The sequence below is a fragment of the Variovorax sp. KBW07 genome (assembly GCF_003852515.1).
In the GTDB taxonomy this organism is placed as follows: Bacteria; Pseudomonadota; Gammaproteobacteria; order Burkholderiales; family Burkholderiaceae_C; genus Variovorax.
In genome coordinates this window covers 1-12871 of the sequence record NZ_QAJK01000124.1, presented here as the reverse complement: position 1 = coordinate 12871, position 12871 = coordinate 1, and the positions used below count along the sequence as shown (strand labels likewise).

Genomic DNA, 12871 nt, shown 5'->3' with positions numbered 1-12871 from the left:
TTACTTGGCGGCGCGTTCGGCCGCTTCAAGGGTGTTGACCAGCAGCATGGCGCGGGTCATGGGGCCGACGCCGCCCGGCACGGGCGTGATCCAGCTGGCCACTTCCTTCACGCCGTCGAAATCGACGTCGCCGGCCAGCTTGCCGTCGGCCTTGCGGTTCATGCCCACGTCGATGACCACGGCGCCAGGCTTCACCATGTCGGCGGTCAGCAGGTTCAGCTTGCCCACGGCGGCCACCACCACGTCGGCCTGGCGCGTGATGGCGCCCAGGTCTTGCGTGGCGCTGTGGCAGATGGTCACGGTGGCGCTCTTGGCCAGCAGCATCATGGCCATCGGCTTGCCGACGATGTTGCTGCGGCCGATGACCACGGCGTGCTTGCCGCGCAGGTCGTAGCCGATCGATTCGAGCATCTTCATGCAGCCGTGCGGGGTGCAGGGCCAGAAGCCGGGGGCACCGGTCATCAGCGCGCCGGCGCTGGCAACGTGGAAGCCATCGACGTCCTTGGCGGGCGATATGGTCTCGATGACCTTCTGGCTGTCCATGTGCCTGGGCAGCGGCAGCTGCACCAGGATGCCGTGCACCTTGGGGTCGTCGTTGAGCGCGCGGATACGGGCGAGCAGGTCGGCCTCGCTCATGTCGGCGGGGTAGCGTTCCAGTGTGGCCTGCAGGCCGGTTTCGGTGCTGTCGTTGACCTTGTGCTTGGTGTAGACCTGGCTGGCCGGATCGTCGCCCACGAGGATGATGGAAAGGGCCGGGTTCACGCCACTGGCCTTCAGCGCGGCGGTGCGGCCGGCGACCTCGGCACGGATGGTTTTTGCGAGGGCGTTGCCGTCGATCAGTTGGGCGGTCATCGGTTTCGATTTTCCAAGTAAAAACGCCCGCTTGCGCAGGCGTGGGGGATATGCATTGCTATCGGGGAAATAGCTTCTAGGCCTTGGCCGCGGGGGCCGCCTGTCCGAGCGCGATCTTCAGCAGGTCGGCCACGGTGTTGGCGTTGAGCTTTTCCATGATGTTGGCGCGGTGCGCCTCCACCGTCTTGATGCTGATGCCCAGGTCGTCGGCAATCTGCTTGTTCAGGCGGCCGGCGACGATGCGCTCGAGCACCTGTGCCTCGCGGCCCGTGAGCTTGGACAGCAGCGCGTCGCGGCTGGCCGACTGCTGGTGCTGCGTGAAGGCGCCGCGCGCGTGTTCGAGCATGCGCTCGACCAGCGTGACGAGTTCTTCGTCGTTGAAGGGCTTCTGGATGAAATCCATGGCGCCCTTCTTCATGCTGTCGACCGCCATGGGCACGTCGCCGTGGCCGGTGATGACCACGATCGGCAGCGGGGAGCGCCTCTCGATCAGCCGATCCTGCAATTCGAGGCCGGTCATGCCGGCCATGCGGATGTCGACGATCAGACAGGCGACTTCGCGCGGGTCGTATCGGGAGAGAAAGGATTCGGCGGAATCGAAGCAGCGGACTCTGTAGTCCTTGCCCTCGAGCAGCCATTGCAGCGAATCGCGTACGGCTTCGTCATCGTCGACGACGTAGACCGTGCCCTTCTTCGGAATCAAACTCATGCAGGTACCTTTGCCTCGTCGCTAGCTACGGAACTGATAGCGTCCAACACCGGAATCCAGAAGGAAAAACGGCATCCGATCACATCCGGGCCATTGTAGATGTTCTCTGCCTGCATCCGGCCGCGGTGCGACTCGACGATGGTCCGGCACAAATTCAGCCCGATGCCCATGCCTTCCGGCTTGGTGGAGAAGAAGGCTTCGTAGAGCCGGTCCATCACTTCCGGTGCCAGGCCCTTGCCCGTGTCCTGCACCGAGAACTCGATGGCGTTGTGACCTTCGATAACCTTTGGCAACACACGGAGTTCAACGCTGCGGCGAGCCAGCGGGCGGTCGGCAATGTCGATGGATTCGGCGGCGTTCTTCAGCAGGTTGACCATCACCTGCTCGATGAGGATCGGGTCGACGCGCACCACCGGCAGTCGCGCGGCCACGTAGTGGTTCAGGCGCACATTGCGGCGGCGCAGCTCGATGCCCGCGAGCTCGACCGCTTCGCTCACCATCGTGGCCACGTCGGCCGGCGTGCGGTTGGGCTCGCTGCGCTTCACGAAGGAGCGGATGCGCTGGATGATCTGGCCCGCGCGCTGGGCCTGCTTCGACGTCTTCTCGAGCGCGGCAAGCAGCGCCTCGGTGTCGATCGTCTGGCCCTTGATGCGCGACATCATCCCGTTGCAGTAGTTGGTGATGGCGGTCAGCGGCTGGTTGAGTTCGTGCGCCACGCTCGACGCCATTTCACCCATCGTGATGAGGCGGCTCGCGGCTTGCGCGCGGTCGGCCTGTGCCGCGGCCTGCTCCTCGGCATCGCGACGCGGCGTGATGTCGGTCGCAATCACCAGCTGTGCAAGGCGCCCGTCGACCCAGGTCAGGTAGCGCGAACGCACTTCGAGCCACTTGCCCAGGTGCGGCACGAAGATCTCGTTGTTGGCGGTCTGCGCGGCGGTGAGCGTGTCGATGGGCAGGCCGGCATACGGATCGACGTCGTCCAGGCCTTCGTCGTGCGCGTTCGATGCCGGCACGCCGGCCTGCGCCACCATGCCCAAGTGGCCCACGGTGTCGGAGCCGAACCACAGGCGGTACAGCTTGTTGGCGAACAGCAGTTCCTCGCTGCCGATGGGCGCCACCGACACGGCTGCGTCCAGCGCTTCGAGCACGGTGGTGAAGCGTTCGTACGACGCCGACAGCTGTTCGCGAATGCGCGTGGGCTCGGTGATGTCGGTCATCGACGTCATCCAGCCGGTCTGGTGGCCGCGCGCGTCGATCAGCGGCGACACATAAAGCCGGGCGTTGAACACGCTGCCGTTCTTGCGCTTCACGCGCACCTGGAAGCCGCCGGGCAGGGCACGCCCGTGCAGCTCTTCTTCAAGGCGCTCGTTCATCACCTCGCGGTCGGATTCCAGCCAGTAGGGGAAGGGCGGCGATTGCCCGACCAGCTCGGCTTCGCTCCAGCCCGTCATGGCGCAGAACGCGGCGTTCACATAAGTGATGCGGCCTTGCAGGTCGAGCACGCGCATGCCGGTCAGCATGGAGTTTTCCATCGCCCGGCGGAAGTTGGTTTCGGCCACCAGCCGCTGCTGTGCCTGAAGTCGTCGTCGCGTATGGCGCCAGGTGCCGATCAGCATCCAGCTGGTGAGCACGCTCAGCGCGCAGACCAGCCAGAACAGGCCGTTGCCCACCACGCCCTGCGAGGTGCGGTAGGCCTGGGCGCGCAGCACCAGCGCATTGCCGACCGGGGACACCGGCACCTCGTATTCGTTGGTGCGTTCGGTCCAGGGCAGCAGGCGCGTGCCGCCGTCCTTCAGGTTGGCGGTGTTGCCGGCGATCACGTTGCCCTTGGCGTCGAGCAGCGAGACGGCATAGCGCGCCTGCACCTCGGAGGGCATGCCGTAGCGCAGCAGGCCATCGACCGAGAACTCGCCCAGCACCACGCCCGCGAACAGGCCCTGGTCGAACAGGGGGATGTGCAACTGAAGCATGGCCGGCGGGTCGCCACCGGCCACGGGCTGCGAGTACACCGGCTGGCGCAACTCGCGCGCCAGGGCGTAGTTGCTTTCGATGTCGCCGGGGCGCAGCACGTCGCCGATCAAATGCTGCTGCGCGGGGTGCACGCTGGGCGCCGCATAGCCAGCCTTGAAGCGGCGGCGGTCGTCGATCCACGTGATCGTCTGCAGCTCGGGGAACTGGCTGACCAGCGACTCGGCCCGGCTGGTGAATTCGACCGGGTCGATCTCGCGGTTGGACGCATCGCGCGCGATGCGCATCAACTGCTCTTGCCGCTCCAGCAGGCGCAGCCGCATGCGCTGCTGCGCGTATTCGACGTCGCGTCGCACCGACTCCTGCTCGCGCTCGACTTCCTCGGTGCGCAAGTACCAGAAGGCCGAGACGATGGCTGCAAGAAAAAGAAGCACGGCCGCCATCGGCGCGAGCATGGCGACGGCGTCTTGCAGCACCGGCGTCTGCCGGCGCCACCAGCGGCGCCACCAGGACAGCGGCGAGGCATTCACGGCACTGCGGGCCACGGCCAGCGGAGAGGAAAAGGGCATGCGCCGAGTTTAGGGGATGCCCCCTCTGACGGGCTGGAAAGGCGGGGTGACACTGGTCCCGGCGCGGTTGCGCTTTTTGCCATCGAGAAACCTCTGAAATATCACATTAAGAAATCAACTGACGCCATTTGAAATGCCGGGATTTCTATGAGAAACTCCCGCGCGTTCGCTGCTTAGCGCACTAAATTACAGCCACAGCCCTAAAAGGAGAGACAAGCATGTCGGCAAATCCCGAGAACCTGTTCGGCTCGGCCGCAAACGATGCGGACGCCCAGGAGACCCGTGAGTGGATGGATGCACTGTCTTCCGTCATCCAGAGCGAGGGTCCGGAGCGGGCCCACTTCCTTCTCGAGCAACTGCTCGAGCACGCCCGTCAGAACAGCGTCGACATGCCGTTCTCGGCCAATACCGGCTACGTCAACACCATCGAGCCCGGCGTGGAGGCTCGCAGCCCCGGCAACCTCGAGATCGAACAGCGCCTGCGCGCCTACATGCGCTGGAACGCGATGGCGATGGTGGTCAAGGCCAACCGCCATCACCCGGCCGAAGGCGGCGACCTGGGCGGCCACATCGGCTCCTTCGCTTCGCTGGCGAGCATGTTCGGCGCCGGCTTCAACCACTTCTGGCACGCCGAGAGCGAAAACCACGGCGGCGACCTGCTGTACATCCAGGGCCACGTGTCGCCCGGCATCTATGCCCGCGCGTACCTGGAAGGCCGCCTGAGCGAAGAGCAACTGCTCAACTTCCGCCAGGAAGTCGACGGCAAGGGCCTGTCGAGCTACCCGCACCCGAAGCTCATGCCCGAGTTCTGGCAGTTCCCCACGGTGTCGATGGGCCTCGGCCCGCTGATGGCCATCTACCAGGCCCGCTTCCTCAAGTACCTGCATGCCCGCGGCATTGCCAACACCGAAAACCGCAAGGTCTGGGTGTTCTGCGGCGACGGCGAAATGGACGAGGTCGAATCGCTGGGCGCCATCGGCCTGGCCGCGCGCGAAAACCTCGACAACCTGGTCTTTGTCATCAACTGCAACCTGCAGCGCCTGGACGGCCCGGTGCGCGGCAACGGCAAGATCATCCAGGAGCTCGAAGGCGAATTCCGCGGCGCCAACTGGAACGTCATCAAGCTGATCTGGGGCAAGGGCTGGGACGCCTTGCTCGAGAAGGACCATGACGGCGCGCTGCGCAAGATCATGATGGAGTGCAACGACGGCGACTACCAGTCGTTCAAGGCCAACGACGGCGCCTACGTGCGCAAGAACTTCTTCGGCCGCGACCCGCGCACGCTGAAGATGGTCGAGCACCTGAGCGACGACGAAGTCTGGGCGCTGCAGCGCGGCGGCCACGACTCGCAGAAGGTGTACGCCGCCTTCCACGCCGCGCAGGGCCACAAGGGCCAGCCCACGGTGGTGCTCGTGAAGACCGTCAAGGGCTTCGGCATGGGCAAGATCGGCGAGGGCAAGAACAACGTCCACCAGACCAAGAAGCTCAGCGACGAAGACATCATGGCCTTCCGCGACCGCTTCAACATTCCGATTCCCGATAGCAAGATCGCCGAGCTGCCGTTCTACAAGCCGGCCGACGACACGCCGGAAATGAAGTACCTGCACGAGCGCCGCAAGGCCCTCGGCGGCTACCTGCCGCACCGCCGCACCAAGGCCGACGAAGCGTTCACGGTGCCGTCGCTCGATACCTTCAAGTCGGTGATGGAGCCCACGGCCGAAGGCCGCGAGATCTCGACGACGCAAGCCTACGTGCGCTTCCTGACGCAGTTGCTGCGCGACAAGGCGCTCGGCCCGCGCGTGGTGCCTATCCTGGTGGACGAAGCCCGTACCTTCGGCATGGAAGGCCTGTTCCGCCAGATCGGCATCTACAACCCGCATGGCCAGCAGTACACCCCGGTCGACAAAGACCAGGTCATGTACTACAGGGAAGACAAGGCCGGCCAGATCCTGCAGGAAGGCATCAACGAAGCCGGCGGCATGTCCAGCTGGATTGCCGCGGCCACCTCGTACAGCACCAACAACCGCATCATGGTGCCGTTCTACGTGTACTACTCGATGTTCGGTTTCCAGCGCATCGGCGACCTGGCCTGGGCCGCCGGCGACATGCAGGCCCGCGGCTTCCTGCTGGGCGGCACCTCGGGACGCACCACGCTCAACGGCGAAGGCCTGCAGCACGAAGACGGCCACAGCCACATCCTGGCCAACACCATCCCGAACTGCGTGAGCTACGACCCGACCTTCGCGCATGAAGTCGGCGTGATCCTTCACCACGGCCTGAAGCGCATGGTCGAGAAGCAGGACAACGTCTACTACTACATCACGCTGCTGAACGAGAACTACCCGATGCCCGGCCTGCAGCCCGGCACCGAAGAGCAGATCATCAAGGGCATGTACCTGGCCAAGCAGGGCCCCGCGGTCAAGGCGGCAAAGGGCAAGGAAGCGCCGACCGTGCAACTGCTGGGCAGCGGCACCATCCTGCGCGAGAGCTTCGCGGCGCAAGAGCTGCTCGAGAAAGAGTGGGGCGTTTCGGCTTCGGTGTGGAGCTGCCCGAGCTTCAACGAGCTGACGCGCGACGGCCAGGATGCCGACCGCTGGAACCTGCTGCACCCCGACCAGGCGCCGCGCGTGCCGTTCGTGGCCGAGCAGCTGTCGGCCTCGACCGGCCCGGTGGTCGCTTCGACCGACTACATGAAGGCCTACGCCGAGCAGATCCGCCCCTTCATCCCGAAGGGCCGTACCTACAAGGTGCTGGGCACCGACGGCTTCGGCCGCAGCGACTTCCGCAACAAGCTGCGCGAGCACTTTGAAATCAATCGTCACTACATCGTGGTGGCCGCACTCAAGGCGCTGAGCGAAGATGGCACCGTGCCGGTGGCCAAGGTGGTCGAAGCGATCAAGAAGTACGGCATCAACGTCGACAAGGTCAACCCTCTCTATGCCTGACCCTCTCGAGCAAATGTGGCTTTGCCACTTTGCTTGACCCCCTCGGGGGCGGGCTGGGCGCAGCCCGGCCCTGGGGCTCAACAATCAACGAACGAAACGGCGCCTCACGGCGGGAGACAAACGATATGGCAGCAGTGGAAGTCAAGGTGCCGGACATCGGCGATTTCGATGAAGTCGCGGTGATCGAGGTACTGGTGAAAGTGGGCGATACGGTCAAGGCCGAGCAGTCGCTCATCACCGTGGAGTCGGACAAGGCGTCGATGGAAATTCCGTCGTCGACCGCCGGTGTGGTCAAGGAAATCAAGGTCGCCGTGGGCGACAAGGTGAAGGAAGGCTCGGTGGTGCTGGTGGTCGAAGCCGAGGGCGCGGCTGCCGCCGCCCCGGCACCGGCCGCTGCGCCTGCTGCCGCGGCACCCGCCACAGCGCCCGCACCGGCTGCCTCACCTGCGCCAGCAGCCGCGCCGGCTGCCTCGGGTCCGGTCGAGATCAAGGTGCCGGACATCGGCGACTTCAAGGACGTGGCCGTCATCGAGCTGCTCGTGAAGGTCGGCGATACGGTCGCGGCCGAGCAGTCGCTGATCACGGTGGAGTCGGACAAGGCCTCGATGGAAATCCCGTCGTCGGCTGCCGGCGTGCTCAAGGAACTCAAGGTCAAGGTTGGCGATACGGTCAACATCGGTGACCTGATTGCAGTGCTAGAAGGCGCCGCTGGCGCCGCGGCGGCACCTGCTGCCGCGCCCGCACAGGCCGCGGCCGCCGCACCGGCGACCGCGACAGCCAGTTCGCCTTCGCCTGCGCCCGCTGCAGCATCGCCTGCACCAGCCGCAGCCGCAGCGCACAACCCCACCACGGCGCCGACCGGCAGCCTGCCGCATGCCTCGCCCTCGGTGCGCAAGTTCGCCCGCGAACTCGGCGTGCCGCTCGACGAGGTCAAGGGCTCCGGCCCCAAGGGCCGCATCACGCAGGAAGACATCCAGGGCTTCACCAAGGCCGTGATGAGCGGCCAGGCCAGCACCAAGGCCTCGGCGGCCAAGGCGCCGGCCGGTGGCGGCGCCGACGGCGCGGCACTGGGCCTCATTCCATGGCCCAAAGTCGACTTCACGAAGTTCGGCCCGGTCGAGCGCAAGGACCTGTCGCGCATCAAGAAGCTCAGCGGCGCGAACCTGCACCGCAACTGGGTGATGATTCCGCACGTCACCAACAACGACGAAGCCGACATCACCGAGCTCGAAGCTTTCCGCGTCTCCACCAACAAGGAGAACGAGAAGTCGGGCATCAAGGTCACGATGCTGGCCTTCGTGATCAAGGCGGTGGTCGCGGCGCTGAAGAAATTCCCCGACTTCAACGCCAGCCTCGACGGCGACCAGCTGGTCTACAAGCAGTACTACAACATCGGCTTCGCGGCGGACACGCCCAATGGCCTGGTGGTGCCGGTGCTGAAAGATGCCGACAAGAAGGGCATCCTGCAGATCAGTGCCGAGATGGGCGAGCTCGCCAAAAAGGCACGCGACGGCAAGCTCGGCTCGGCCGACATGCAGGGCGGCTGCATGTCGATCAGCTCGCTCGGCGGCATTGGCGGCACGCACTTCACGCCCATCATCAACGCTCCCGAAGTAGCCATCCTCGGCCTCTCCAAGGGCCAGATGAAGCCGGTGTGGGACGGCAAGCAATTCGTGCCGCGCCTGACGCTGCCGCTGTCGCTGTCGTACGACCATCGCGTGATCGACGGCGCCCTGGCAGCGCGTTTCAACGCCTACCTGGGCCAGGTGCTCGCAGACTACCGCCGCATCCTGCTATGACCACCGTAGTGGCCGTCCGCAAAGGCGGCCAGGTCACGATGGCAGCCGATTCCCTGGTGACCTTCGGCGACACGCGGCTTTCGCACCGTGCCGAGAAGAACCAGAAGATCTTCTCCATCGACGACGCGGCAGGGCAGAGCCTGTTCGCGGTGGCCGGTGCCGCCGCGCATTTTTTGGTGCTGCAGCATGCACTGGCCGCGCAACCGCGCGAGCAGTTGCTGTTCGGCAGCAAGCACGAGATCTTCCGCACCTTCACGCTCTTGCATCCGGTGCTGAAGGACTCGTTCTTCATGCAGACCAAGGAAGATGACCACGAGCCCTACGAGTCGAGCCAGTTCACGATGCTGATGGCCAACGCAAGCGGCATCTACGGCATCTACAGCTACCGCGAGGTGTTCGAGTTCAAGGAGTTCTGGGCCATTGGCTCGGGACGCAGCTTTGCGCTCGGCGCCATGCACGCGGCCTATGACATCAAGTCGCGCACGTCGCGCGACGTGGCGGAGGCAGGCATTGCCGCCGCCTGCGAATTCGATCGCAATTCGGCCCCACCGGTCGACGTTCTCACACTCAAACTGAAAGTGTCCAAATGAGCGAACAACAAATCAAGGTGCCCGACATCGGCGACTTCGACGAAGTCGCGGTGATCGAGGTGCTCGTCAACGTCGGCGACACGGTCAAGGCCGAGCAGTCGCTGATCACGGTCGAGTCGGACAAGGCCTCGATGGAAATTCCGTCGTCGTCGGCTGGCGTGGTGAAGGCGCTGGCGGTGAAGGTGGGCGACAAGGTCAAGCAGGGCTCCGTGGTGCTGACGCTGGAAGTCGATGGCGCTGCTGCCGCGCCTGCACCGGCCGCGGCTGCACCCGCTCCGGCTGCCGCCGCGCCAGCGGCACCCAAGGCTTCGCCCCCCGCGCCGGCACCGGCTGCGGCGCCTGTCGCGTCCACGTACGGCGGCAAGGTCGATGTCGAGTGCGACGTGATCGTGCTCGGCGCCGGCCCCGGAGGCTACTCGGCCGCCTTCCGCGCCGCCGACCTCGGCCTGAAGGTGGTGCTGATCGAACGCTACGCCACGCTCGGCGGCGTGTGCCTGAACGTCGGCTGCATTCCGTCGAAGGCGCTGCTGCACGTTGCTTCGGTGATGGACGAGGTCAAGCACTTCGCCGACCTGGGGGTGAGCTTTGCCGCGCCCACGGTCGATCGCGCCAAGCTGCTCGGCCACAAGAACAAGGTGGTGGGCAAGCTCACCGGCGGCCTCACGGCCATGGCCAAGATGCGCAAGGTGACGGTGCTGCGCGGCGTCGGCAACTTCATCGATCCGTACCACCTGGAAGTGGAAGAAACTTCCGGCACCAGCTGGGACACCACGGGCAAGAAGCAGACCGTCAAGTTCCGCAACGCGATCATCGCCGCCGGTTCGCAGTCGGTCAGCCTGCCGTTCATGCCGAAGGACCCGCGCATCGTGGATTCCACCGGCGCGCTCGAGATGGGCACCGACCCCAAGCGCATGCTGATCCTGGGCGGCGGCATCATCGGCCTCGAAATGGGCACCGTGTACTCGACGCTGGGCGCGCGCCTGGACGTGGTCGAAATGCTCGACGGCCTGATGCAGGGCGCCGACCGCGACCTCGTCAAGGTCTGGCAGAAGATGAATGCGCCGCGCTTCGACAACATCATGCTCAAGACCAAGACGGTCGGCGCGGAAGCCACGAAGGAGGGCATCAAGGTCACCTTCGAAGGCGAGAACGCACCGAAGGAGCCGCAGGTGTACGACCTGGTGCTGCAGGCCGTGGGCCGCAGCCCGAACGGCAAGAAGATCGGCGCCGAGAAGGCGGGCGTCACGGTGAGCGACCGCGGCTTCATTCCGGTCGACATCCAGATGCGCACCAACGTGCCGCACATCTTCGCCATCGGCGACATCGTGGGCCAGCCCATGCTGGCGCACAAGGCGGTGCATGAGGCGCATGTGGCGGCCGAGGTGATCGCCGGCGAGCAGAAGGGCGACAAGGAGCTGTCCAGCGCGGCCTTCAACGCCCGCGTGATCCCGAGCGTGGCCTACACCGACCCCGAGGTGGCGTGGGTCGGCCTCACGGAAGACCAGGCCAAGGCCGAAGGCATCAAGGTCAAGAAGGGCCACTTTCCGTGGACCGCTTCGGGCCGCGCGATTGCCAACGGCCGCGACGAAGGCTTCACCAAGCTGCTGTTCGACGCCGAGACGCATCGCATTCTTGGCGGCGGCATCGTCGGCACGCATGCCGGCGACATGATCGGCGAGATCGCGCTGGCCATCGAAATGGGCGCCGACGAGATCGACATCGGCAAGACCATCCACCCGCACCCGACGCTGGGCGAAAGCATCGGCATGGCGGCGGAAGTAGCGCACGGTACCTGTACCGATCTGCCGCCGGCGAAGAAGTAGCAGCGGTTGCCCGAAAGGAGGCGAGCGAGAATGCGACGCGCATTCCGCTCGCTTCTTCTTTTTGGGAACCTCGATGCCTCTTCCTCTTGATAAGACCCTCAAGCTTGTCGCGATAGCGGCGGCCGCGACGGCACTGCTCGCCGGTTGCAACGAGCCGGCGCCCGCGCCTGAAAAATCCCAGAAGCCGGCCCTGGTCGCGCCCAAGGCGGAAGTGCCCGCTCCGGGCCTGCAGGCCCCGGCAGGCGGCGCTTCTTCGCAAGGAACGACGACTGAGCCCGAGCCGTCGAAGCCGGTTGCGGCCCCCGCTCCGCCGCCCCAGCCCCCACGCCCGCCCGTGGTGACCTGACGCCGATGAACGCGCCGGTCATTGCGGCGCCCGATGGCCCTGGCTCCCTGTGGCTTCGCAGCAAGGTATTCGATGCCTTCCTGATCTTCGGCGTGCTGGCGATTGCGCTCGCGATGGGGATGGTGGCGTCCATCAGCCCCGCGCTGTTTCTCACGGTGTTGACCCTCGACGTGTGGCTCTTCGCCTATCCCCACGTCACGTCGACCTACACAAGAATCGCGTTCGACCGCGAAAGCATCCGGCGCCACTGGTTCCTGCTGCTGGGCCTGCCGCCCCTGGTGCTCGCAGCCACGTCCACTGTGGCGGCGCTGTGGAGCGTGGGCGGGCTCTTCACGGTCTACTTCGTCTGGCAGACTCACCACTACACCCGCCAGTCCTTCGGCATTGCCAGGGCGTACCGGCGCAAGGGCCCTGGTGCGGGCGCGACGGACTGGCTCGCCGATGCAGTCATCTATGCATTCCCGTTGTGGGGGCTGCTCCACCGGGCCGCGCAGGGCCACAAGGAGTTCTACGGCTACCCCTTGTTCCTGTTGAACGTGCCGGCCTTCGTGGCGCAGGGAGCGGGCGTCGTCGCCATTGCGCTGGGCGCGGCGTGGGCGGTCAGGGAGGCGCGGCGGTGGATGAACGGCGACGCCCATCCCGGCCGCGCGATGTTCGTGGCGACGCATGTCTTCATCACGACCCTGAGCTATGTCCTTTTCGCGGACATCACCACGGGCTGGCTGTTCATCAACATCTGGCACAACGCCCAGTACCTTATGTTCGTCTGGGCGCAGAACGCCAGGCGTTTCGCCGACGGCGCAAACGCCCACAAGAGCCGATTCCTTGCTTACCTGTGCCAGCCCCGGAATGCACTGCAATACCTGGCCTTCTGCATCCTCTTCGGCGCTGCGCAGTACGAGCTGATCAAGCGCGGCGCGGAGCAACTGGCGTGGACGATGTTCCCGGTCATCCTGGTGCTGTACCTGACGGTCAATTTCCACCACTACCTGGTCGACAGCGTGATCTGGAAGCGCAAGGTGGCCGGGGCGACCTGACGCTCTTCAGGTCGCGATCAGCGGTTCTTCAGGCGATCTTTAGATGGGCGAGGCAAACTTCTCCTGTCCAAAACAGATCGTCCGCCGCGTGCGGAACCCGAGAAATTGCACCAGCCAACTCATTCACCTGTTCGCAATGCGCAAGCCGTGATTGGCGAGCCGCTCGCCGCAAATGCGTTGGACGGGGTGTCGGCTGTTGCTGCTGCTACTGCCGTTCAGGGCGACGCCCGCGC

General features: G+C 65.4%; 8 protein-coding genes. 5 read left to right on the top strand and 3 right to left on the bottom strand.

All coding sequences use genetic code 11. From position 1 onward, the window contains the following. The 3 genes from folD to DBV14_RS23445 form a co-directional block, all read right to left on the bottom strand. Complete coding sequence (gene folD / locus DBV14_RS23455; RefSeq protein ID WP_124462602.1) at positions 1-852, bottom strand: bifunctional methylenetetrahydrofolate dehydrogenase/methenyltetrahydrofolate cyclohydrolase FolD; 852 nt, start codon at positions 850-852, stop codon at positions 1-3. A gap of 76 nt (positions 853-928) precedes the next feature. Then, entirely contained in the window at positions 929-1561 is a 633-nt protein-coding gene (locus DBV14_RS23450) for a response regulator transcription factor (RefSeq protein WP_012747279.1), read from the bottom strand. Then, positions 1558-4098, bottom strand: coding sequence for a PAS domain S-box protein (locus tag DBV14_RS23445; RefSeq protein WP_124462600.1), 2541 nt, complete (start codon positions 4096-4098; stop codon positions 1558-1560). Before DBV14_RS23445 ends, DBV14_RS23450 begins: the two co-directional genes overlap by 4 nt. Positions 4099-4316: 218 nt before the next feature. Between DBV14_RS23445 and aceE the strand changes: the two genes are divergently transcribed. The 5 genes from aceE to DBV14_RS23420 all read left to right on the top strand — a co-directional run bounded on the left by aceE (position 4317) and on the right by DBV14_RS23420 (position 12638). After that, complete coding sequence (gene aceE, locus DBV14_RS23440) at positions 4317-7043, top strand: pyruvate dehydrogenase (acetyl-transferring), homodimeric type (RefSeq protein ID WP_124462598.1); 2727 nt, start codon at positions 4317-4319, stop codon at positions 7041-7043. 125 nt (positions 7044-7168) lie between these two features. Beyond that, positions 7169-8842 carry a dihydrolipoyllysine-residue acetyltransferase gene (gene aceF, locus DBV14_RS23435; protein WP_124462596.1) on the top strand — a complete coding sequence of 558 codons (1674 nt, stop codon included), beginning with the start codon at positions 7169-7171 and terminating at the stop codon, positions 8840-8842. Next, positions 8839-9432: an MFS transporter gene (locus DBV14_RS23430; protein WP_124462594.1), complete on the top strand. Its 594-nt coding sequence runs from the start codon at positions 8839-8841 to the stop codon at positions 9430-9432. The genes aceF and DBV14_RS23430 overlap by 4 nt, the downstream gene beginning before the upstream one ends. Continuing rightward, on the top strand, positions 9429-11255 hold the full coding sequence (gene lpdA, locus DBV14_RS23425; protein ID WP_124462593.1) for a dihydrolipoyl dehydrogenase: 1827 nt from the start codon (positions 9429-9431) through the stop codon (positions 11253-11255). Before DBV14_RS23430 ends, lpdA begins: the two co-directional genes overlap by 4 nt. Before the next feature lie 351 nt (positions 11256-11606). Further along, complete coding sequence (locus tag DBV14_RS23420) at positions 11607-12638, top strand: hypothetical protein (RefSeq protein WP_124462592.1); 1032 nt, start codon at positions 11607-11609, stop codon at positions 12636-12638. Positions 12639-12871 lie beyond the last annotated feature (233 nt).